Genomic DNA, 22,468 nt, shown 5'->3' with positions numbered 1-22,468 from the left:
TCAGCCGTCCTTGGCCGGCGGCTTCGGCTTGAGCGCATTCAGCGCCTTGCCGTGTTTCTCGAGCTTCTGGATGGCGGCGAGGATGGCCACTGGTTGCCCGGTCGCGGCGGCGCCGGCCAGGCCCAGCAGGCCGCCGACCAGGCCGCCGACTTCGCCGACCACGGCGATCTTGCGGATCTTTTCCGCGGCGTCGGCGGTGAGCTTGACGAGCTGGGCCTGCTGCTTGCCCAGGCCCTTGACGATGAAGGTGGCGGCATCGGCGTACAGGCCGTTGGCGCGCTGGCGCAGCAGCACTTCGTCCTCGAACAGGGCGCGGGCGCTGGCCTGGACATGCTCGGGCACCGGCTTGCCGGCGTAGCTGCGGATCTCGGTCATCACGCGTTCGTGGAGCTGGTCGGCGCAGGCCGACAGCTGGTCGGCCAGTTCGACGATCTTCTCGGTGCTGGACAGGGCGCCGGCGGCGGCGTCCGCGCTGGAAGGGGGCGGGGTGGTAGTCATGTGCTCTCCTGTCAGTCGCCGGACAGCCCGTCGCGGATGGTGCGCAGGTCGCGTCCGTAGTTGGCCAGCAGGCGCCGGACTTCATCGTTCGACAGCTTGCCGAGGTTCTCGCGCATTTTCTGGTGCCCCAGCGCCACCTTGGTCAGACCCTGCAGGGCCAGCTCGTAGCGGCGGTCGACGAGCTTGTACTCGGTGGCCTTGTTCAGGTAATGCACCTTGGCGAGCGTGACCAGCATGCGGTCCGAATTGCGCGTCGAGAAAGGAATCTCGACGTCGAAGATGCCGAGGATCGTTTTCTTCTCATTCTCGTTGGTCTTGTAGTAGAGGCGGGTGAGCGAGATCATGGCGTCGAGCAGGGTCTGCACGTCGGCATCGCCATCGCGCACCATGGTTTCCACGCTGCGGTTCTGGTAGCCCGAGGCGATCACCCGGGTCAGCAGGCGGGTCAGGCCGGTATACGCCGTGATATGGCGCTGCTGCAGGCCGGACTCGGTGTTCGCCTTCAGGCCATTGCCGAGGTCGTCGATGCGCTCGGACAGGTCGTAGCGCGCATCGCCGGCGAGCAGGCTCAGGGTCTGCATGTAGAGCACCAGGGTCTTCTGGATCGCGACGAAGTCTTCGAACACCGCCTTGCGCTTGGCGTCGTTTTCGCGCGCCATCTTGTCGGTGGCGGGGGACAAATAGGGCTGTTCGCGCTCGTAGGTGTCGCGGTAGCGGCGCGCCAGTTCGGCGTAGCCGCCCAGGCGCGCCGAGGCGTCGGCGAATTCGCGCACTTCCTGCAGGCTGACCGGACCGCCGCCGGTCGTGCCGCAGCCGGCCAGCAGCAGCGCACATACGAGGAACAGGCGGATCGAGAGATGTTGCAGCATGTGGGTCCCTTCCGGCCGCAGGAGGCGGCCCGAAAGTGCCCATTGTTTCAAACTCCGTCTGCAAGAGCCTTGCTGATGGTCAATTGCGCGAAAAGAGAATGCCTTTTACTCGACTTTGGCGCGGTCGAAATGGGGATTCTGGATCACGCCGAACAGGTTGCCATACGGGTCGCGCACCGTGGCGACGCGGATGCCGCCGCCGACGTCGGCCACCGGCGCGTCCACTTCCGCACCCAGCGCGATCAGGCGCGCCAGCTCGGCGTCGATGTCCTGCGTGCCCCAGTAGGCGGTGGCGCCGGCACTGCCGGGCTGGCCGTCCGGGATCAGGCCCAGTTCGAAGCCGCCGACCTCGAAGCCGACATAGAAGACTTCGTCGAAGTAGGGCGCGCGGCCGAGGACCTGCTCGTACCAGGCGCGGCCTTCAGCCAGGTTGGTGACGGGGTAAATGACGGTACGCAATCCCTGAATCATGCTCGCTCCTCGGCAGGATAAAGCAATGATGTTGCCTGATTGCTCAGGCCCTGTCCAGCGTCCCGGCAGACCTGCGGCGCTCCTGCTCGAGCCAGCCGAGCGAGGAGCGGGTCTCGCCCTCAGGCAGGTATTCGCAGCCGATCCAGCCCTCGTAGCCGAGCTCGTCCAGCAGGCGGAACAGGTAGGGGAAATTGATCTCGCCGGTACCCGGCTGGTGCCGGCCCGGCACGTCGGCCAGCTGGATGTGGCGGATCAGCGGCAGGCGGGCGCGCATGGTGTCGGCCAGCTCGCCCTCCATGCGCTGCATGTGATAGATGTCGTATTGCAGGTGGAGGTTGGGCGCGCCCACCTCCTCGATGACGGCGGCCGCCTGGCGCGTCCCGGTCAGGAAGTAGCCGGGGATGTCGCGGTCGTTGATCGGTTCGATCAGCAGCGCGATTCCCTGCGCCTGGCATTGCGCGGCGGCGTGGCGCAGGTTGGCGACATAGGCCGCGTGGACGCGTTCCCGCGAGACCCTGGGCGGCAGCTTGCCGGCCAGGCAGTGCAGGCGGCGGACGCCGAGTTCCAGTGCGTAATCGATGGCCAGGGCGACCCCGTCCTCGAACTCTGCCGTGCGGCGCGGGTCGCAGGCCAGGCCGCGCTCGCCCGCGGCCCAGTCGCCGGCCGGCAGGTTGTGCAGCACCAGCTCCAGCCCGTAGCGCTGCAGGCGGGCCGTGATCTGCTCCGGCTCGAAGGCATACGGGAACAGGAACTCGACCGCATCGAAACCGGCCGCGCGCGCGGCCGCGAAGCGGTCGAGGAAAGGGAGCTCGTTGAACATCAGGCTCAGGTTGGCGGCGAATCTCGGCATGCGGATGGTGTCGTGCTGTGGCGATCCGTCATCCTAGCCGATCCTGGCGTGGCAGTGCTTACTGGCTGCCGCCGAGCTGGGCCAGCAGGCTCGAGGTCGACTCGATCTGCGCCCGCGAGGGTGCGCCCAGCAGCATGCGGCTGACGTTGTGCACCACCACGCCGGCATTCGTGACCAGCTCGTTGCCGGCGGGTGTGATGATGGCGTAGCCGACCCTGGCGTCGCGCGGATCGCTCTGGCGGCCGACCAGGCCGATCTTTTCCAGCGGCAGCAGCGAACGGGTGACGCCGGACGCGGTCAGTCCCAGCTTTTCCGCCAGGTCGACCCGCCGCAGGCGCCCGCCCGGCGCCCGCTGCAAGTTCAGCAGCAACTGATAGTCAGCAAAACTTATCCCGTGCAAGGCCCCCAGGGAACTGTCCAGCCGCCGCGACAGGGCCGCCCATGCCCGCGACATGCGCAGGCAGAACTCGCTGGTCGGGCTGTCGAGGGGTGCACCGGTGTCGAGCGTGGTGTCGTTCATGTCAGTCATGGCAAGCTCAGCCTTTGATTGGTAGTTGATTACTCAAATATATGCTGAAAGTCGACCTTTGGCAAGTACTTGAGTAATCAAATATTGTGGATGAGCTCATTTAAATGCAATGAGGGTCAGGGTCGAATCAATTCGACGCTGACCCTCATGGGGGGAGGGCAGCCTTGGCTGCCCGGCGCTGTTAGCGGTCGCGGCGTGGGGCGGAACCCGTGCGCGGGCCGCGGCTGGCGCTGCTGCCGTTACGGTTGCCGCCGTTGGCGCCGGCAGGGCGGCTGCCGTTGGCGGCCGGACGGCCACCGTTGCCACCGCCGCCATTGGCGCTAGCGCTGCGGGGCTGGCCCTGGCCGCCGCGGTTGCCGCCCGGACGGCCGCCGCCACGGTTGGCGTGGCCCGGGGCGCCGCTGCGCAGCTGGATCGGCTGTGCCTTGGCGGTCGGGTCCGGCTCGAAGCCGGGGATCACGTGACGCGGCAGGGTCTGCTTGATCAGCTTCTCGATGTCCTTCAGCATCTGGTGCTCGTCCACGCACACCAGCGACACGGCTTCACCGGTCGCGCCGGCACGGCCGGTACGGCCAATGCGGTGCACGTAGTCTTCCGGGATGTTCGGCAGGTCGTAGTTCACCACGTGCGGCAGCTGGTCGATGTCGATGCCGCGCGCCGCGATGTCGGTCGCCACCAGTACCTGCAGGCTGCCGTCCTTGAACTCGGCCAGCGCCTTGGTGCGCGCCGTCTGGCTCTTGTTGCCGTGGATCGCCATCGCGCCGATGCCGTCACGGCCCAGCTGTTCCACCAGCTTGTTGGCGCCGTGCTTGGTGCGCGTGAAGACCAGCACCTGGTGCCAGTCGTTTTCCTTGATCAGGTGCGACAGCATCGGGTGCTTCTTGTCGCGGTCGACCGGGTGGATCTTCTGCGCGATCACTTCCACGGTCGAGTTGCGGCGTGCCACCTCGATCGAGTGCGGATTGTTCAGCAGCTTGTCGGCCAGCGCCTTGATGTCGTCCGAGAAGGTGGCCGAGAACAGCAGGTTCTGGCGCTTCGGCGGCAGCAGGGCCAGCACTTTCTTGATGTCGTGGATGAAGCCCATGTCGAGCATGCGGTCGGCTTCGTCCAGGATCAGGATCTCGACCTTCGACAGGTCGACGGTGCGCTGGCCGGCGTGGTCGAGCAGGCGGCCCGGAGTCGCGACCAGCACGTCGACGCCGTGCTTGAGCAGCTTGATCTGCGGGTTGATGCCGACGCCGCCGAAGATCACGGCCGAATTCAGGTTGGTGTACTTGCCGTACAGGCGCACGCTTTCCTCGACCTGGGCCGCGAGTTCGCGGGTCGGGGTCAGCACCAGGGCGCGGATGGCGCGTGGGGTGGTCTTGCTTTTCAGCGCGCTGCCGACCGCATCGGTCGACAGGCGTTGCAGGATCGGCAGGGTGAAGCCGGCGGTCTTGCCGGTGCCGGTCTGGGCGCCGGCCAGCAGGTCGCCGCCATTCAGGACGGCGGGGATGGCCTGGGCCTGGATCGGCGTCGGCGAGGTATAACCCTGTTCAGTCACCGCGCGAACGATCGCGTCGGACAAACCAAGTGTGGAAAAAGACATAAACTCTCAATAAAGGGCGGCCCGTCGCCACATGGCGCCAGTCCAGGAAATCGGGTTAGTCATGCGGAGGCGGGCAAGGCTTTGTGAGCGCTGCCGCCCGGACGCTGCCGCGCACAGAGCACGAACGGGGCAGCCGGGATTATAGAGGAAAGGTTTCTCTATGGAAAGTTTATGACCGGGACTTTCCAGCCGGTGAAGCGGAGTGTCCTGCGACACTCCGGAAGCACGGGGCGTATTCTACGCGATTACGCGAAAGCCGACATGAGGGGCACCATTTGGCCGAACACCTTCGGGCCGGCGGCGATGATGTCGCCCTTGTGCAGGTAGTCCGATTCGCCGTTGAATTCGCCGACGATGCCGCCCGCTTCGGTCACCAGCAGGGCGCCCGCCGCGATGTCCCAGACCTTCAGGCCCTTCTCGAAGTAGCCGTCGATGCGGCCGGCGGCCACGTTGGCCAGTTCCAGCGCCGCCGAACCGGCGCTGCGCACGCCGTGGCAGCGCGAGGCGACGACTTCGTACATGCGCAGGTATTCGGCCAGCGCGCGCGGGTCCGGACCGTGGCCCGAGGACAACAGTGCCTTGCCGATGCGGTCATGGTTGCGCACGCGGATGCGCTTGTCGTTGAGGTAGGAACCCGCGCCCTTGGTGGCGGTGAACAGGTCGTTGCGCACCGGGTCGTAGACCAGGGCCTGGGTGGTCACGCCGCGCTGCTGCAGGGCGATCGAGATGCAGTAGTTGGGGTAGCCGTGCAGGAAGTTGGTGGTGCCGTCGATCGGGTCGATGATCCACACGTATTCGCTCTCGTCATTCAGGTTCTTCGACGCACCGCTTTCCTCCGCCAGGATGGCGTGGTCCGGGTAGGCCTTCAGCAGCGTTTCCACGATCGCCTGTTCGGCCGCCTGGTCGATGTCGGTGACGAAATCGTTGTGATTTTTTTCAGAAATGGTGATGCGATCGAGATCGAAGGACGCGCGGTTGATGACGGTGGCGGCGCGGCGGGCGGCCTTGATGGCCGTGTTGAGCATTGGGTGCATGAGCTTTCCGTGGAAAAAACGCGAACGCCCACCACGCTGCGATGCGCCGTGAACGGTCTGCTGAATTGAGAATGACAAAGAGCAAAGCGGTGCCGAACCCGTTAAAATCCCGGACTACCTTCTCCGGAATATTAAGCGCCCGCACCGCGCGATGGCGCTATTTTAAATGAACCCGACCGAAATCAACACATCTCTCTTCAAAAGGCTCCGTTTTGTGCTGGTCGAGACCAGCCGCGCAGGCAATGTCGGCTCGGTGGCGCGCGCCATCAAGACGATGGGCTTCAGCGAGCTGGTGCTGGTGGCGCCGCGCTGCGAGGACCCGCTGCACGACCCGGAAGCGGTGGCCTTCGCCAGCGGCGCCGGCGACGTCCTGGCCGGGGCGCGCATCGTCGGGACCATCGGCGAAGCACTGGAGGGCTGCAATTTCGCCGCGGCGGTGTCGGCACGCCTGCGCGAGTTCTCGCCGCCGGTGTGGACGCCGCGCGCCTTCGCGGCCCATGCGGCCGGGCAGGGCGATCTGGCGCCCGCCCTCATTCTCGGCAACGAGCGGGTCGGCCTGCCGAACCAGATCGTCGAAGGCTGCAACGTCCTGATCAACATTCCCTCGAATCCCGACTATTCTTCGCTGAACCTGTCGCAGGCCGCCCAGGTGCTGGCCTACGAATGCCGGCTGGCGGCAACCGGCGACACCGTCGAGGAACGCGGCGTCGGCTTCCACGGCGATGCCGCCGGCATCGCCCAGATCGAGGGCATGTATGCCCACCTGGAAGAAGCGCTGGTGGCGATCGGCTTCCTCAATGCGAACAACCCGAAGAAGCTGATGCCGCGCCTGAAGCGCCTGTTTTCGCGCACCCAGCTCGAGACCGAAGAGGTCAACATCCTGCGCGGGATCGCACGCGAGATCCTCCAGCACGCGCCGAAAAAGTAGGCGTGCATGGAATATTTGCCTGCAGGGCAGTCGATGCAAATATCCTCTGCATCCATGTTCCCCACGGCAAACCGCTGGGTCAAGTCGCCTGCAGCCCGTACTTCAGGCGCATCGCATCGACGTAGCGGTGGCGCGAGCTGCGCGCGCGCTCGTGCGGCGCGAACGGACTGCTGACGCGGTCGAGCAACTCCACGGCCTGGCGCAGCCGCTCCACATCAGGCGCAGCCTGCCCATCTCCCGTGAGTTCCTTGATGACGCAAATCGCCAGCTCCTTGGCGGCAATGTCTTCCGGCAGGCCGGAACGCGTACACAGGCCGTAGGTTCCGGCCAGGAAGTGGCCCCATTCATCCTTGAGGTGCGCATCGAGTCCGGCGCCGAGTTTCGGATCGTCTGTCGTCAATGGTAGGGCTGCCAGGGCCGCCCGGTAGCGGCGTGAGAAGACCGCGTACGGCTCTTCCTGGGTCGCTTCCAGGATGCCGATCCATGACGGATAACCGGTGGCGTAGTACGCGATCGCTTGCTCGTCGCCGTGCTCGCCGAAGAAGGAGGTGCAGCGGATAGCCAGCTGGATCCGATACGACGGCTGCGGCATGCAGCCGCCGGCGACCAGTTCCTCGAGCCGTGCCGAGGTGATGCCGCTTGCCGCCAGCAACAATTCGCGGGTGAGGAGATGCGTGTTGAGGTAATCGATGAGTTCCATGGGCATGCATTCTACCCGGCCGCTTGAGCAGACGGAGTGCCTGCGCTAGGATGGCGCTTTTCGTCGCGGAGATCGGCATGGCGGGACAGGGGGCAGTCGAGAACACCGGACCCGACGCGGAGCGCCTGCGCGACGTTCCCGACCTCGCTCGGCGCCAATCCGCAGCTGACGACCTACGCCCTCGCTGCGAGACTGGCGAGCGGCCTGGCGAGCTCGCTCACGGGCCGGCCGGCGGCCCGGCTGGCGGCCTGAGGCCGGGGCGATGAGCGCGCGCCGCCTGCTCCAGTTGCTGCTGCTCGTGCAGGCCCTGGCCGCGCTGGGCATCGGCCTGGCCGCGGTCGAGATCTTGGGCGCCAGCCGCTGGCTGGGCCTGGCCCTGGGACTGGGCAGCGTGGTGCTGGTGCGCCTGCTCATCAATGCCAACAACTTTTTCATGAGCGCGCGCTACGCCAGTCCCACGCCGGAGGCATACCGGCTCGGTCCTGTGGCGCGCCTGCGCATGTTCGCCGAAGAGTTCAGCGCCAGCATGCTGCAGTCCTCGTGGACGATGCCGCGCGCCGCACCCCGTACCCGCATCCATCCCGGCTCGCACGCGCCGCCGGTCCTGCTGCTGCACGGCTATGGCTGCAACAGCGGCTACTGGTCGCACCTGCTGCCGCGCCTGGACGCCGCGCGCATCAGCCATGCCTCGGTCGACCTCGAGCCCCTGATGGGCGGCATCGACGGCTACGCGCCGCTGGTCGAGCGCGCGGTGGAGGCGCTGCGCACGGCGGCCGGCGCGGACAAGGTGGTCATCGTCGCGCACAGCATGGGCGGGCTGGTGGCGCGCGCCTGGATGCGCGCCTGCGGCACCGGCAAGGTGGCGCGCGTGATCACGCTCGGCACGCCGCACCACGGCACCTGCCTGGCCGCCTTCGGGCTGGGACTGAACGCCGCCCAGATGCGCAGGGCGGCGCAGGCCGAGCCGCCCGAATGCGCCTGGCTGCGGGCCCTGGCCGGCGGCGAGGACGCGGCGGCGCGCGCCCTGGTCACCTCGATCTGGTCGCACCACGACAACATCATCGCGCCCCAGACCTCGAGCGAACTGCCGGGCGCGCGCAACCTGGCGTTCGGGGGCGTCGGCCACGTGGCGCTGGGCCGCAATCCGCGCGTGCTCGATGCCGTGATGCGCGAGATCGCCACCACCTCGTAGCATGCACGCTTGCGTCTGTATTGACGGGCCCCGTGTTAGAGTGATGGCAACGCCGCAACTGGAGCGCCGACTTGGCCCGCATCCTCATCATCGAAGACAATCCCGCGAACGTTGAGCTGATGGCGTTTCTGCTCACCGCCTACGGACATACCGCCGTCAGCGCACCCGACGGCCTGCGCGGCGTCGCCGCCGCCCGCGCCGAGCCGCCCGACCTGATCGCCTGCGACGTCAACCTGCCCGGCATGAACGGCTTTGCGGTACTGGCCACCTTGAAGGCCGAGCCGAGCCTGGCCGGGGTCCCGGTGCTGGCCGTGACCGCGCTGGCGATGGCGGGCGACCGCGAGAAGGTGCTGGACGCCGGCTTCGACGGCTACATCAGCAAGCCGATCGAGCCGGAAAGCTTCGTGGCCGAGCTCGAGGCCTTCCTGCCCGCTGCCGCGCCAGCATCCCCGTCCAGCCCGGGCCCGGTGCCGACATTGCCACCGGCCGCCCCGGTCCCCGCCGCGCAGCCCGCCCAGCCGACCGTGCTGCTGGTCGACGACGATCCCTTCATGCTGGCCGTGCTGGCCGACATGCTCGGCGACGAGCCGGTGCGCGTGCTGAGCGCAGCTTCCGGGCCGGAAGCATTGGCGCTGCTCGAACGCGAAGCGGTCGAGGTCATCCTGTGCGACCAGGCCATGCCCGGCATGAGCGGCACCGAGGTGCTGGCCCAGGTCGCCGCGCGCCATCCGCGCACCGTGCGCCTGATGCTGACCGGCCAGCAGGACCTGGCCGAGATCGAGTCGGCGCTGCGTTCCGGCGTGGCCGAGGCCCATTACGCCAAGCCGGTGTCGGCGGCCAGCCTGCGCGCGCGGATCCGCGAGGCGCTGGCGCTGCAACGCAGCCGCCGGGTGCTTTAGAATCTCCGTTCTACCGTGCGCGCCTAGAATCGACCGCACGGAGATCACCAGGAACAGTCATGAGCAAGAAACTCCCTGCAGCGGACGACGACGAGGCGCTGGCGCGCGCCGTGCGCACCTCGGCCCAGCAGATCTGGCAGGCAGGCCTCGGCGCCTTCGCCAAGGCGCAGGAAGAAGGCGAGGGTGGGCGCTCGTTCACGCGCCTGGTGCGCGACGGCAGCGTGCTGGCCCGGCGTGCGCGCGAAGTCGAGGAAGCCACCGGCACGGTGGCGCGCGCCGCCGAGCGCGCAACCCGGCGCAGCAGCGGCTCCTGGGGCAAGCTGGAACAGGTGTTCGAGGAGCGCGTGGCGCGCGCCCTGGCCACCATCGGCGTGCCCGCGTCCACCGAGGTCGAGGCGCTGCGGCGCCGCGTCGACGAGCTCGAAAAGATGCTGGCGGAGCTGGGCACGCGCCTGCCCGCAGCCACGGTACCCAAGAAGCGCACGCGGCCTGCGCCGAAGGCGGCCGAGCCCGAGGAAGACGACGGGGCCTGAACGCCCCCGGAATGCTGTCTCATTGACAGCATTTGGTGTTATCCTCGCGGCTTGGAACACAACTGAGCACAAACTTCGCCCTTCATGCAACAAAAAGCTCCGCGCCGGACCCGCGAACGCATCCTCGAGCTCTCGCTCAGGCTGTTCAACGAGTTCGGCGAGCCGAACATCACGACGACGGTCATTGCCGAGGAGATGAATATCTCGCCCGGCAACCTGTACTATCATTTCCGTAACAAGGACGACATCGTCAACTCGATCTTCGTCCAGTTCGAAGCGGAGATCGAACGCATCCTGACCGTGCCGGCCGGGCGCCGTTCGAACATGGAGGACGTCTGGCTCTACCTGCACCTGATGTTCGAGCTGATCTGGCGCTACCGTTTCTTCTACCGCGACCTGAACGACCTGCTGTCGCGCAACCGCAAGCTCGAGCTGCACTTCAAGGCGATCCTGGCCCACAAGATCAAGGTGGCGCGCCAGCTGTGCGAGGACCTGCGCAGCGAAGGCTCGCTCGAAGCGGGCGACCAGCAGATCGGCGCGATGGCGACCAATATGGTGGTCGTCGCCACCTACTGGCTGTCCTATGAATACGTGCGCAACCCGCGCAAGTACAGCGAGCAGCAGGCCATCGCCGACGCGCTCGCGCGCGGCTGCTACCAGGTCCTGTCGATGGTCGGCCCCTACCTGCGCGGCGACACCCGCCTGCTGTTCGAGAAGCTGTCCGAGGAATACCTCAAGAAGCTGTCCACCGAGGCCAGGCCCGGCGCCGATTTCCTGTAATACCCGAGCGCACACATGAAAAGCCTTGCCGTCTACTGCGGCGCCTCGCACGGCGTCAACCCGATCTATACCGGGGCCGCGCGCGGCCTGGCCGCCGCCCTGGTGGAACACAACATCGGCCTGGTCTACGGCGGCGGCAAGGTCGGCCTGATGGGCGTGATCGCCGACGAAGTGCTGCGCCTGGGCGGCGAAGCCACCGGCGTGATCCCGAAGGCCCTGGTCGAGCGTGAAGTCGGCCACGCCGGGCTGACCCGGCTGTTCGTGGTGAAGGACATGCACGAACGGAAGGCCATGATGGCCGAGCTGTCGGAAGGCTTCATCGCCATGCCGGGCGGGATGGGCACGCTGGAAGAACTGTTCGAGATGCTGACCTGGGCCCAGCTGGGCATCCATGCCAAGCCGGTCGGGCTGCTCAACGCGAACGGCTTCTGGGACGGCCTGGTGGGCTTCGTGCGCCACCAGTGCGAGGAAGGTTTCGTGCGGCCCGAGCACTTGAACCTGATGCAGGTCGATGCCGACCCGGATGCGCTGATCCGGCGCCTGCGCGCGCCCGTGTAAAACTACGGGAACTTTTCGTACTGCTCAGCGGAATAGGGGTAGCGACCCGTTTTTAACCATACGCGCAGCGCCGAAGGGACCCATGACACCTGAATCGATTGCTCTGAACCGCTTCGGCCTCGGCGCCCGCCCGGCCGATCCCGTGCCGGCCGACCCGCGCCGCTGGTTGCTGGCCCAGCTCGACGCCTGGGAGGCCTTGCCCGCCCCCTGGAAGCGGCTGCCGCGCAGCAGCGTCCTGGCCTCGGCCTGGGCGCAGCAGCAGCGCGCCGTGCGCGCCGCGCCCGAGGACCAGAAGAGCGGCATCCGCGAAGCCTACCTGCGCGATAGCCGCCAAATTTACCAGGCGGCGGTCGGCGCGCGCGCCGCCAGCGCCCTGCAGACCGACACGCCGTTCGTCGAGCGCCTGGTCCACTTCTGGGCCAACCATTTTGCGGTTTCCGTCGACAAGCAGCTGATGATCGGGCTGGCCGGCGGCTTCGAGGCCGATGCGATCCGCCCCCATGTGCTGGGCCGCTTCGAAGACCTATTGCTGGCCGTGGTGCGCCACCCGGCGATGCTGCTCTACCTGGACCAGGCCCGCTCCACCGGCCCGAACAGTCCGGCCGGACTGCGCGCCAGCCGGCGCCGCGCCCGGGGCCAGGGCAATGGGCAGGGCCTGAACGAGAACCTGGCGCGCGAGATCCTCGAACTGCATACCCTTGGCGTACGCAGCGGCTATACCCAGGACGACGTGACCGAGCTGGCGCGCGCACTCACGGGCTGGACGCTGCCGGGCGACGGGGAGGAAGATGAAGCGCCGGCCACCTTCCGCTTCGTGGCCGGACTGCACGAACCGGGCGTGCGCACGGTGCTCGGCCGCAGCTATGCCGACGGCGGCGAGGAGCAGGCCCGCGCGATCCTGCGCGACCTGGCCGCCGCACCCGCCACCGCCACCCACATCGCCGCCAAGCTGGCGCGCCACTTCGTCGCCGACGAGCCGCCACCAGGCCTGGTGCGGCGCCTGGCCGACAGTTACCTGGCGAGCGGCGGCAAGCTGTCCGTCCTGTACCAGGTGCTGGTGACGGCGCCGGAAACCTGGGCCGCGGGCGGCGCCAAGTTCAAGTCGCCCTGGGAGTGGACGGTGTCCGGCATGCGCGCGCTGGGACGGCGCGAGCTGCCCCCGAACCAGGTGGCGAACCTCTTGAACCAGCTGGGCCAGCCCGTCTGGCGGCCCGGCTCGCCGGCGGGCTGGGGCGACACCGCGGCCGCCTGGGCCGCGCCCGACGCGCTGCTGCGCCGGGTCGAACTGGCGCAGCGCCTGGCCTCGCAGGCCGGCGCCGGCGTCGACGCGCGGGCGCTGGCCCCGCGCATCCTGCCGGGCAGCCTGGGCGACAAGACGCGCACCGCGATCGCCCGGGCCGAGAGCCCGGCCACCGCGCTGGCGCTGCTGCTCGCTTCCCCCGAATTCCTGCGGAGATAAGATGACCCTCGACCGACGCCAATTCCTCGCCGCCGCCGGCGCGCTGCTGGCCGCACCGCGCATCAGCTTCGCGCAGGCCGCCACCGAACGCCGCTTCGTCTTCATCCTCCAGCGCGGCGCGGCCGACGGCCTGAATACGCTGATCCCCTATGCGGACCCGGCCTATGCCGGCCTGCGCGGCGGCCTCGCGATCGATCCGGCGACGGCGGCAAAGCTCGACGGGAGCTTCGCGCTGCATCCTTCGCTGGGCGAGCTCGCCACGCTGTACCGGACCGGCCAGGCCAGCTTCTTCCACGCGGTCGCGTCCTCCTACCGCGAGCGCTCGCACTTCGACGGCCAGAACGTGCTGGAAACCGGCGGCAAGGCGCCCTACCAGCTGAAGGACGGCTGGATGAACCGCTTGGTGAGCCTGCTGTCGCGTCCGGGGAAGGCGGCGATCGCCTTCGCGCCGACCGTGCCGATGTCCCTGCGCGGGGCGGTGGCGGTGCCCTCGTATGCGGCATCCAACCTGCCCGAGGCCAACGACGACCTGATGCTGCGCGTCGAGGGGCTGTATGCCGACGACGCCCAGCTGCACGCCCTGTGGTCGGCGGCGCTGGAAGCCCGCAACATGGCCGGCGGCATGGAAGGCGGCAAGCGCCAGAACGCGCTGGAAACCGGGCGCATGGCGGCCAACTTCCTCGGCCGGGCGGACGGCCCGCGCATCGCGATGATCGAGACCGGCGGCTGGGACACCCACAGCGGCCAGAACGGCCGGCTGGCGACCCAGCTGCGCAACCTGGACGGACTGGTCGGCGGCCTGCGCCAAGGTCTGGGCGCGGCGTGGGAGCAGACGGTGATCCTGGTCGCCACCGAATTCGGGCGCACCGCGGCCGCCAACGGCACCGGCGGCACCGACCACGGCACCGGCGCGGCGGCCATGCTGGTGGGCGGGGCGGTGCAGGGCGGCCGCGTGCTGGCCGACTGGCCGGGCCTGGCCCCCGCCGACCTGTTCGAGGGGCGCGACCTGCGGCCCACGCTGGCCCTCGAGACGCTGATCGCGCAAACCTGCGCCGAAGCCTTCAGGGTCGACCCGGAGAAGACGGCGCGGGCACTGTTCCCGCATCTGGTGCAGGGCAAGCCCCTGCCGCGCCTGCTGAAAGCCTGAGCGCCAGTTCTTCCAGGCCCAGGCTGCGCTCCGCCGTGCCGTGGAAGCGGCAGGCGAAGGCGCCGCCAATGGCCCCGGCGCGCATGCAGGCCTCGATCGGCGCGCCCTCGAACCAGGCGTGCAGGAAGGTGGAGGAGAAGGCGTCGCCCGCGCCGTTGCTGTCGACCACCGGTCCGTCGACGACGGCGCAGGCGGTATGCCGTATCGTATCGTCGCCGCGGCGCAGGCAATAGCTGCCGCCGGCCCCGGCGGTCGCCACGACCACCTGCGCCCGTCCGTCGCGCATGATGGCGCGCATCGCCTCGAATACGCCGTCGCCCAGCACCGCGGCGCTCAGGAACACGATGTCGGAACACCGGGCGAAGGGGTGGTAATAGGGATTGCTGCCGTCCCAGTCGTGCAGGTCGGTCGACACCGGCAGGCCGAGCAGTGCTGCGTCGTCGAACAGCTCCGCCGCCCAGGGCATGATGCTCAGGTGGACGTGTTCGGCTTCGCGCATGCGCGGCAGGTAGAACGCGCGCGGCATGCGCAGGCTGTCGGGATGGCGCCCGTCGTACAGCGAGAGCCGGCGCCCGTCGGGGCCGACCAGGTTGACGCTGCGCCGGGTGCCGCTCTCGTGGACCAGGTAGTCGAAGGCCAGGCCGCGCTCGCGGTAACGGGCATGGATCAGCTCCGCCTGCGGGTCCTGGCCGATGAAGTCGAGGAGCAGCGGGCGGTGGCCAAGGGCGAGCAGCCCGAGCGCCACGCCGTTGCCGGTGTGCGCCACGTAGTCGGTCACGGGCGGCACATGGATCGAATCGGCCATCGCCAGCGGCAGCGCGGGCACATGGACGATGGTGTCGATGCCGACCCCGCCCGTCACCAGTACCCGCCGTCCCTGCGCCCTCACCATGCGAGCACCAGTGAGGTCATGGCCGGCAGCGCCAGGGGCGCGCGCAAGTCCACCGGGGCGCCGGTCAGCACGTTGGTGGCGCTGCGGGCGCCCTTGATCATGCCGGCGAAGCGGTCCAGGTCGAGCCGGGTGCCGGCCGCATTCTTGTTGAGCACCACCATCACGGTCTGCTTGCCGTCATGGCGGAAGTAGACGTAGCTGCCGTCGCGCGGCAGGTAGTGGGTCAGCTTGCCCTGCGTGACGGCGGAACTGGTCTTGCGCCAGTTGAAGAGGGTGCGCACGAAGCCCTGCATGTCGCGCTGCGCCGGCGACAGGCCGGCGCCGCTGAAGGCGTCCACGCGGTCGCCATCCCATCCGCCCGGCATGTCGGCGCGCAGCAGGCCGTCGTCGCGCTGTTTCGGGCTGCCGATCAGCACTTCGGTGCCGTAGAACACCTGCGGGATGCCGCGGGTGGTGGCCATCAGGATCAGGTTGGCCTTCGCCAGCTCGACCTTGTTGTCGACCTGGGCCAGGATGCGCGGGCGATCGTGGTTGTCCGGGAAGACCATCAGCCGCATCGGGTCGGCGTACAGGTAGTCGGCCGCGATGATCTCGTAGATCCGGATCAGGCCCTTGTTATGCGACTCCGGCTCGGCCAGCGCCTCCGCGGCGGTGTCGCTCAGTGGGAAGTCCATCACGGTCGGCAGCTCGGAACGGTAGCCGTCGCGGTTGACGACGCCCTTCTGCCAGTAGGCCACCATGTGCGGCCGCGCGTCCATCTCTTCGCCGACCACGTTCATGTGCGGGTACTCGGCGGCCACGGCGCGGTTCCATTCGTTCAGGAAGGCCGGATCGGAATACGAATAGGTGTCCTCGCGGATGCCGGACAGGCCCGCATATTCGATCCACCACAGCGTATTCTGGATCAGGTAGCGCGCCACCAGCCGGTTGCGCTGGTTCAGGTCGGGCATGGTCTCGACGAACCAACCATCGAAGAAGCGCGCCTTTTCTTCCGGCGCGGCGTGGATGTCCTGGGCCACGGTGTGCTGGTTGTTGGTGGGCCGGAAGCTGCTGCCGTGGTTGATCCAGTCGCGCGCCGGCAGGTCGCGCATCCACCAGTGGCTGGCGCCGATGTGGTTCAGCACGATGTCCTTGATCACGCCCAGGCCGCGCGTATTGGCCGCGGCCACGTAGTCGCGGAATTCCTCATTGCTGCCGAAGCGCGGGTCGATCCGGTAGTAATCGGTCAGCGCATAGCCGTGATAGGAATAGCTGGGCTGATCGTTCTCGAGCAGGGGTGTAGGCCAGACCATGGTGAAGCCGAGGTCGCGGATGTAGTCGAGCCGGCCGCGCATGCCGGCCAGGTCGCCGCCATGGCGCCTGACCGGGTTGGCGCGGTCGGCGCCTTCGCGCATCCCGGCCTGGTCGTTCGCCGGTGTCGCGCTGGCGAAGCGGTCCGGCACCAGCAGGTAGATCGCATCGCTGGCGCCGAAGCTGCGCCGCTGTGCCGACCCCGGACGGCGGGCCTCCAGCCGGTAGCGGTGGCTGGCCACCGTGTACTTCCCGCGCCGGAACGCCAGCTGAAGCTCGCCGGGCCGGGCGTCCTTGCCGATGGCCAGGTTCACGAACAGGTAATTCGGGTTGTCGCTGCGCTCGACGCCGGTGATGCGCACACCCGGATAGGCGGAAGCAAGGGCCGGCGCCAGCTCGGCGATCTTCTCGCCATGCACCATCAGCTGGAGATCGGGCCGCTGCATGCCGACCCACCAGTTGGGCGGCTCCACGTGCTGGATCCGGTAGGGGGCCGCGCTGGCCCAGGCAGCCGTCACCGCGGCCGCGATCGCGAAGATACACCTGAGCACCTGGCCTCCATCGAAAAGTTGTCGATGTAGTAAAGTAACAGAAGTAACTACGCCATGCAACGAGGTTCCTGCCCCTGCGTGTAGTTTTACTTCGTGTTCTGCGGGCCATTCAGGCTAGCACGATCCGGTCGCGTCCGGCGGCCTTGGCCTGGTACAGCGCCTTATCGGCGCGGTGGATTACATCGGAGAACGGTTCGCCGACGCGGCGCGTGGCGAGGCCTGCCGAGAAGCTGATGCGGCGGCCCTGCAGGCCCGGCACGGGCATGGCGTGCACGTGCTCGGCCATCCTTGCCAGCACCAGCTGCGCGTCCTCCGGGGCGGCGTCCGGCAGCAGCAGCAGGAATTCCTCGCCGCCCCAGCGTGCCAGCACGTCATTGTCGCGCAGGCAGGCGCGCGCCGTGGTCGAGAAGCTGCGCAGCACGGCATCGCCGACGGCGTGGCCGTACTGGTCGTTGACCTGCTTGAAGAAGTCGATGTCGAGCAGGGCGATGCAACTCAGTTTGCCGCCCTCGCCGACGCCGGGCTGGCGCCGTTCTTCGGCCTCGAGCAGCTCGTTCATGCGGCGGCGGTTCACCAGCGAAGTCAGTTCGTCCACCGTGGCCAGCACGCGGATGGTGTCCAGCGCGTCGCTGAGTTCGCGGCGCTGGCGCTTCAGGCGCGAACGCAGCTTGCTCATCTCGCCGCTCAGTACGGCGGTGGAGAGCAGGGCGCCGCCCAGGTAGCCGAAGGTGATCGCCTCGGTCATCGGCGGGTAGCGCAGCGGGTCGCTTGCCTGCATCCAGTACATGGTGGCGCCCATGCCGACCAGGGCGGCGACCGTGAGCAGCAGGGTCTGGCGCGGCTTGGCGGCGAACATGCAGAACACGATCACGACCACGGTCATGCTCAGCATGGCGGCGCGCAGCGGCCCCGAGATCGCATAGGCGCCCATGCCGCAGATGAGCGAGAACATCGCTTGCGACACCGCAAGCTGGTCGGGCGCCAGCGTGAGGCGTCCGCTGGCGCGGATCAGGACGTAGAACGCGCACGCGCCGCAGCTGCCGAAGGCGATCAGCCGGCCAGCCGCCAGCGGGCCGGTCATGTCCTGGTCGACCTGCACCAGCATCAGGCCGATGCAGACCACGTACAGCAGGCAGGTCGCGGCCCAGTACTGCAGCATGCGGCGCAGCTTCGGCTCGGTGCCGCACAGCAGCTCGACGAGGCGCCGCGACAGCGTCATGCCGGCTCCAGGGGGCAAGAAGCGAGGAGTTCGGCAATCTGCTCCGGCGGTACCGGGCGGCTGAACAGGTAGCCTTGCATCTCGTCGCAATCGTTGGCGCGCAGGAAGGCGCGCTGCTGTTCGGTCTCGACGCCCTCGGCGATGACGCGCAGGTTCAGCTTGTGGCCGAGCGAAATCACCGCCATCGCGATGGCCTGGTCGTCCGGGCTGTCGGCCAGGTCGCTCACAAAACTCTTGTCGATCTTCAGGCGGCTGATCGGGAAGGACTTGAGCGCCGACAGGCTCGAATAGCCGGTGCCGAAATCGTCGATCGAGAGCGACACGCCCATCGCCTTCAGTTCGCGCATCTTGTCCACCGCACGTCCGAGGTCGCGCATGATCGAGCTTTCGGTCACTTCGACTTCGAGCGCCTCAGGCGGCAAACCGGTGTCGCGCAGAGCGTCGGCGATGCGCTCGACCAGGCGTTTTTCCTCGAACTGGCGGGCCGACACGTTGACCGAGATGCTCAGGGGAGGCAGTCCGGCCGCGCGCCACGCCACACCCTGGGCGCAGGCGGTGCGCACCACCCATTCGCCCAAGGGTACGATCAGGCCGCTCTCTTCGGCCAGGCCGATGAAGCGCAGCGGCGAAATCACGCCCTGTTCCGGGTGCTTCCAGCGGATCAGGGCTTCGACGCCGAACAGGCGGCCGCTGCGCAAATCCACTTTCGGCTGGTACAGCAGATGGAACTGGCAATCGGGCCCGCCGCAGCCGCTATCGACGCAGGCCTCGAGCGCTGCGCGCATTCCTTCCAGCAGCACCAGCTTTTCCTCGACGCTGGCGTTCATCTCGCTGGCGTAGAACTGGAAGCTGTCCTTGTTTTCCTTGGCGCGGTACATCGCCGCGTCGGCGTTCATCATCAGGGTGTTGGCGTCTTCGCCGTCGCGCGGGTAGAGCACCACGCCCATGCTGCAGCTGACCTGCACTTCCTGGCCTCCGACCTCGACCGGTTCGGTGACGGCCTGGCGCACCTTTTCCAGCAGCGGCGTGATCGCCAGCGGGTCGCCCGGGATCTCGGGCAGCAGGATCACGAATTCGTCGCCGCCGAAGCGCGCCAGCGTGTCATTGCGGCGCAGGCAGCGGCCCATGCGGGCGCCCACCACCTTCAGCAGCTCGTCGCCGGCATTGTGCCCGAGACCATCGTTGACCAGCTTGAAGCCGTCGAGGTCGATGAAGGCCAGGCCGACCGCATGGCCCTTGCGCTCGGCGTCGCGGATGGCCTGGCCGAGGCGGTCGCGCAGCAGGCTGCGGTTCGGCAGGCCGGTCAGGTCGTCATGGTGGGCCAGGTGGCGGATGCGCTGTTCGGTCAGCTTGCGCTCGGTGATGTCGCGCACGATCGCGACCACGCCGCCTTCCACCGGCACCACCTGGCGGTGCAGCCAGCGGTCCTCGACGGGCAGCATGTGCGCCAGCCATTCGGCCTCGCGCGCCACGCCGTCGGTGGCGACCGCGGACAGGTCTTCGAAGATGCCGATGCCGAGGTGGGTCGGCAGCAGCACCGACATGCGCTTGCCTTCCATGCGCGCCTTGGGCAGGCCGGTGAGCTGCTCGGCGCGGGTATTGGTGGTCTCGATCAGGAAGTCCCTCACGCCGCCGTGCACGCCGGGAATGGTGCGCAGCACGAAGAAGGCGTCCAGGCTGGCCTCGGAGGCGGCGGCATAGGTTTCCTGCGCCAGCCGCTCGCGGCGGCGCGCCTTGGCCAGCTGCCAGGACCAGGCGCTGACCAGGCTGACGACGAACAGCAGCAGCGCGGTGCCGGCGCTGGCACCGAGCAGCCAGGCACGGCGTTGCGCGTGGAACTCGGCCATCTGCTCGGCTTCGGACAGGCCGACCACCGCCATCAGCGGGAAGCCGCCCAGCGCGCGTTCGCTGGTGTAGCGCAGCTCGCCGTCGATGCGGCTGAAGTGCAGGCGCACGCTGCCGGGCTTGCCGAAGTCGATGCGCTTGCCCCACGAGACCTGGTCGCCGATGCGCACCGCGCGGGTCATGCCGTCGCTGCCGGCGACGCCGAGCAGGCCGCGTTCTCCCTGGCGCGAATGTTCGTAGGCGCTGGTAAAGAAGGCCGGATCCACCGCCACGCTGGCGACGCCCGCGAACAGGCCGTCGCTGCCGTTGATGCGGCGCGAGAACACCACGTGCGGCTCATGGCGGCCGACCGTGGTGCTGACGTAGGGCGCGTCGCCGTCCCTGTCGCGGTGCCATGCGAACCAGGGCGCACTGGAGACGCCGCCAGTGCGGCGGGTACGCGGGTTGCTGGCCAGGACGCGGCCGTTGGCGCCGATGATCGCCACCTGGAACACCAGGCCCGGCGGCAGCAGGCCCTTGGCGCCCAGCGCCGCGAGGGCGTCCTTGGGGCCCTTGGTCTCGACCGCGTACTGCAGCACGCGCAGGGTCTGGTCGATGCCGCTCATGCTGCGCGCCATCTGGGCCTCGTAGGTGTCGGCCAGCTCGCGCGTGGCCTCCTGGGCCGCCTCGTGCGCGGCGCGCTCCTCGGCGCGGATCATGTGGAAGGCGGCGGTCCACAGGGCCGCCACCAGCAGCAGCGCGAACAGCGGCAGCGCGATATGGGTTTCCAGCCCGCGTCCGAGCCAGCGCAGGCTGCGTGCCGGCGCCGAGGCCATGGGCCGGGGCGGGCTGATGTCGGTCGATGTGTCCATGACGGTCATCGCAGCACGAGCACCGGACGCACGCTGCTGTCCAGGGCGGAACGGTCGATGTAGCCGATCATCGACGGATTGTCGGCCACCATGCGGCGCACGCTGGCGGCGTCGGCCGCTTCGCGCGGTGGCTGGCCGCGGCCGGTGAACAGCATCTTCGACCAGTGTGCCTTGAGCAGGGCCGGGGTCTTGCCGGCGACCTGCTGGTAAAACTGGTTGCGCTCGCCCGAACCGATACGCTGGTCGAGCGCCACGACTTCGCTGCCGTCGGGCAGGCGGCCGGCCTGGCCCAGGAAAATGGCCGCGACTTGCTCGCCGGAGAGCTGCGGCGCCGGGCTGCGCGCCGACACGATGACGACCAGCTCGGCCGACACAGCGGCCGGTGCGGCACAGGCCAGCACTGCGGCGGCGAGGAGGGCGGGGATGCGCAAGGCCATGCTGCGCCTCAGAAAACGAAGTCGAGCGTCATGCTCGCGACGTGGACGGTCTGGCCCGAGCGGAAGTCGCTGCCCCTGTTGATCAGGGTGCCGCGCGAGCCGCCGGTCGGACGCAGCCGGTCGTACTGGACCTTGAACGCGACATTCTCGGCTGCGTCCCAGCGCAGGCCGGTGCTGACCGAGGACTGCACCGGGATCGTCGCCAGGTTGTAATTCAGGCCGGCGTTGAGCAAGGCGCCGAGCGCCTGCTGCCGCGCAGACAGGCCGTCCAGGTCGAGGCCCGGGTCACTGATGGGACTCTCGGCGCGCACCCTGGCGTAGGAGAGGAAAGGGGTGAGGCTGGCGAAGCGGTAGCCGCCGCCGGCATACATCGATGTGGTCTGTCCAATGGTGGAGCGGGTGTGGGTGCGCCCGATCTCGGCCAGCACGAACCACTGGCCCGGATCGTAGTTGATGCCGGCGCTCAGGATGGTCACGCGCTTGTCCTCGATGGCGTATTGCTCCGCCAGCGCGGCTCCCTGTGGGCCGAAGCCGCGCATCGCGGCATACATGTCGCCGGCGAGGTTGGAGCTCAGCCTGGCCGTCAGCGCCGACATGCGGGCGCTCAGCGCGCCCCGCTCGATACTGTGCGACAGACCGGCGATGCCGCGCGCCTTCAGGTGGACGTCGCTGTACACGGTGGTTTCGGTGTAGCCGTAGAATACCTGGGTAGTGTTGCGCATCGAACCGCGGCTCCAGCGCCAGGTGGCGTCGATGCCGTCGCTGCTCGACACCGGCAGCAGGCCATACATCTCCACCGGCGTCCGCACCCAGGGCAGGACGTAGCCGATCTTGCGGTAGTCGGCCGCGAGGAAGCTCGGCAGCGCGATGCGGCCGGCGCGGACCGCCAGGTCCGGGGTAAGCTGGTGTTTGAGGTTGGCCCATTCCACCCGGGGGCGGTAGCTGCCGTCCGGGCCCTGTTCGCTGAGCAGCTGCAGCACGCCCGACCAGCGGCCTTGCGAGACGTCGAGCTGGGCGCCCAGGCGGCTGTCCACGTGCGGGCTCCAGCGGTCGCTGAGGCCGGCGCCGGTGGCGTGCAGCACGGTCGACGTGAAGTCGGCGTTGCGGATGCTGGCATGGGCGACGCCGAGGGTGCCGAAACCGGAGAATTTCCAGGTCGGCGCCGTGTCATCGGGAACGGCCGCGGACGCCGCCGCGCCGGCCAGCAGACCGAAGGCGAGCGTGCCGCCGCGCAGGGCGACCGCTACAGGTTTGCCGGGGAAAGAAAACTGGTGCGTCATGATTCGGGTTGCGGCCGGGACGGCTCGGGAGCGAGGGCCCCGCAAGGGGCGAGACGACCTCAGACTTT

The 22,468-nt window shown here is 68.5% G+C and carries 22 protein-coding genes; 8 read left to right on the top strand and 14 right to left on the bottom strand.

The window, feature by feature from the left end:
* The 7 genes from AC56LK_RS12045 to AC56LK_RS12015 form a co-directional block, all read right to left on the bottom strand.
* Complete coding sequence (locus AC56LK_RS12045; RefSeq protein WP_497184750.1) at nt 1-498, bottom strand: hypothetical protein; 498 nt, start codon at nt 496-498, stop codon at nt 1-3.
* An 11-nt stretch (nt 499-509) separates the two neighbouring features.
* The gene (locus tag AC56LK_RS12040; protein ID WP_497184749.1) at nt 510-1,367 is read right to left on the bottom strand and encodes a hypothetical protein; all 858 of its coding nucleotides are present in this window, start codon (nt 1,365-1,367) and stop codon (nt 510-512) included.
* Between the two features lie 105 nt (nt 1,368-1,472).
* Nucleotides 1,473-1,838, bottom strand: coding sequence for a VOC family protein (locus tag AC56LK_RS12035; protein ID WP_497184748.1), 366 nt, complete (start codon nt 1,836-1,838; stop codon nt 1,473-1,475).
* A gap of 43 nt (nt 1,839-1,881) precedes the next feature.
* Complete coding sequence (gene hyi, locus AC56LK_RS12030) at nt 1,882-2,688, bottom strand: hydroxypyruvate isomerase (RefSeq protein WP_497184747.1); 807 nt, start codon at nt 2,686-2,688, stop codon at nt 1,882-1,884.
* 58 nt (nt 2,689-2,746) lie between these two features.
* Nucleotides 2,747-3,217, bottom strand: a complete 471-nt coding sequence (locus AC56LK_RS12025; RefSeq protein ID WP_497184746.1) for a MarR family winged helix-turn-helix transcriptional regulator — start codon at nt 3,215-3,217, stop codon at nt 2,747-2,749.
* A 181-nt stretch (nt 3,218-3,398) separates the two neighbouring features.
* Nucleotides 3,399-4,805, bottom strand: coding sequence for a DEAD/DEAH box helicase (locus AC56LK_RS12020; RefSeq protein WP_497184745.1), 1,407 nt, complete (start codon nt 4,803-4,805; stop codon nt 3,399-3,401).
* Between the two features lie 245 nt (nt 4,806-5,050).
* Entirely contained in the window at nt 5,051-5,830 is a 780-nt protein-coding gene (locus tag AC56LK_RS12015) for an inositol monophosphatase family protein (protein WP_436108091.1), read from the bottom strand.
* Between the two features lie 175 nt (nt 5,831-6,005).
* On the opposite strand from AC56LK_RS12015, the gene AC56LK_RS12010 reads away from it, so the two are divergent.
* On the top strand, nt 6,006-6,767 hold the full coding sequence (locus tag AC56LK_RS12010; RefSeq protein ID WP_497184744.1) for an RNA methyltransferase: 762 nt from the start codon (nt 6,006-6,008) through the stop codon (nt 6,765-6,767).
* A gap of 79 nt (nt 6,768-6,846) precedes the next feature.
* Here the strand turns inward: AC56LK_RS12010 and AC56LK_RS12005 are convergent, their stop codons facing one another.
* A complete protein-coding gene (locus AC56LK_RS12005; protein ID WP_497184743.1) occupies nt 6,847-7,467 on the bottom strand; it encodes a DUF6058 family natural product biosynthesis protein in 621 nt (206 codons plus the stop codon).
* 262 nt (nt 7,468-7,729) lie between these two features.
* Between AC56LK_RS12005 and AC56LK_RS12000 the strand changes: the two genes are divergently transcribed.
* The 7 genes from AC56LK_RS12000 to AC56LK_RS11970 all read left to right on the top strand — a co-directional run bounded on the left by AC56LK_RS12000 (nt 7,730) and on the right by AC56LK_RS11970 (nt 14,035).
* Nucleotides 7,730-8,659: an esterase/lipase family protein gene (locus AC56LK_RS12000; protein WP_497184742.1), complete on the top strand. Its 930-nt coding sequence runs from the start codon at nt 7,730-7,732 to the stop codon at nt 8,657-8,659.
* A gap of 71 nt (nt 8,660-8,730) precedes the next feature.
* On the top strand, nt 8,731-9,558 hold the full coding sequence (locus AC56LK_RS11995; protein ID WP_497184741.1) for a response regulator: 828 nt from the start codon (nt 8,731-8,733) through the stop codon (nt 9,556-9,558).
* Nucleotides 9,559-9,617: 59 nt separating this feature from the next.
* Nucleotides 9,618-10,091 carry a phasin family protein gene (locus tag AC56LK_RS11990; RefSeq protein WP_497184740.1) on the top strand — a complete coding sequence of 158 codons (474 nt, stop codon included), beginning with the start codon at nt 9,618-9,620 and terminating at the stop codon, nt 10,089-10,091.
* Between the two features lie 84 nt (nt 10,092-10,175).
* A complete protein-coding gene (locus tag AC56LK_RS11985; protein ID WP_497184739.1) occupies nt 10,176-10,871 on the top strand; it encodes a TetR/AcrR family transcriptional regulator in 696 nt (231 codons plus the stop codon).
* Between the two features lie 15 nt (nt 10,872-10,886).
* Nucleotides 10,887-11,429 carry an LOG family protein gene (locus AC56LK_RS11980; protein ID WP_497184738.1) on the top strand — a complete coding sequence of 181 codons (543 nt, stop codon included), beginning with the start codon at nt 10,887-10,889 and terminating at the stop codon, nt 11,427-11,429.
* Nucleotides 11,430-11,511: 82 nt separating this feature from the next.
* Entirely contained in the window at nt 11,512-12,888 is a 1,377-nt protein-coding gene (locus tag AC56LK_RS11975) for a DUF1800 domain-containing protein (RefSeq protein WP_497184737.1), read from the top strand.
* Between the two features lies 1 nt (nt 12,889).
* Nucleotides 12,890-14,035 (top strand): DUF1501 domain-containing protein, encoded by a 1,146-nt coding sequence (locus AC56LK_RS11970; RefSeq protein WP_497184736.1) that lies wholly within the window; start codon nt 12,890-12,892, stop codon nt 14,033-14,035.
* Here AC56LK_RS11970 and AC56LK_RS11965 read toward each other — a convergent pair.
* The 6 genes from AC56LK_RS11965 to AC56LK_RS11940 form a co-directional block, all read right to left on the bottom strand.
* Nucleotides 13,950-14,927, bottom strand: coding sequence for a carbohydrate kinase family protein (locus AC56LK_RS11965; protein WP_497184735.1), 978 nt, complete (start codon nt 14,925-14,927; stop codon nt 13,950-13,952). The genes AC56LK_RS11970 and AC56LK_RS11965 overlap by 86 nt on opposite strands.
* On the bottom strand, nt 14,921-16,768 hold the full coding sequence (locus AC56LK_RS11960) for a glycoside hydrolase family 13 protein (RefSeq protein ID WP_497184734.1): 1,848 nt from the start codon (nt 16,766-16,768) through the stop codon (nt 14,921-14,923). Before AC56LK_RS11960 ends, AC56LK_RS11965 begins: the two co-directional genes overlap by 7 nt.
* Nucleotides 16,769-16,877: 109 nt before the next feature.
* Entirely contained in the window at nt 16,878-17,987 is a 1,110-nt protein-coding gene (locus AC56LK_RS11955) for a GGDEF domain-containing protein (protein WP_497184733.1), read from the bottom strand.
* Nucleotides 17,984-20,683, bottom strand: coding sequence for a bifunctional diguanylate cyclase/phosphodiesterase (locus AC56LK_RS11950; RefSeq protein WP_497184732.1), 2,700 nt, complete (start codon nt 20,681-20,683; stop codon nt 17,984-17,986). Before AC56LK_RS11950 ends, AC56LK_RS11955 begins: the two co-directional genes overlap by 4 nt.
* 5 nt (nt 20,684-20,688) lie before the next feature.
* Nucleotides 20,689-21,120 (bottom strand): phosphate ABC transporter substrate-binding protein, encoded by a 432-nt coding sequence (locus tag AC56LK_RS11945; RefSeq protein ID WP_497184731.1) that lies wholly within the window; start codon nt 21,118-21,120, stop codon nt 20,689-20,691.
* 8 nt (nt 21,121-21,128) lie between these two features.
* Entirely contained in the window at nt 21,129-22,400 is a 1,272-nt protein-coding gene (locus AC56LK_RS11940) for a hypothetical protein (RefSeq protein ID WP_497184730.1), read from the bottom strand.
* Between the last annotated feature and the right edge of the window lie 68 nt (nt 22,401-22,468).

The sequence above is a fragment of the Telluria sp. ZB4P36 genome, assembly GCF_059685865.1.
Note: the sequence above shows the minus strand (reverse complement) of the source record. Positions and strands in the feature narration are given on the sequence as shown.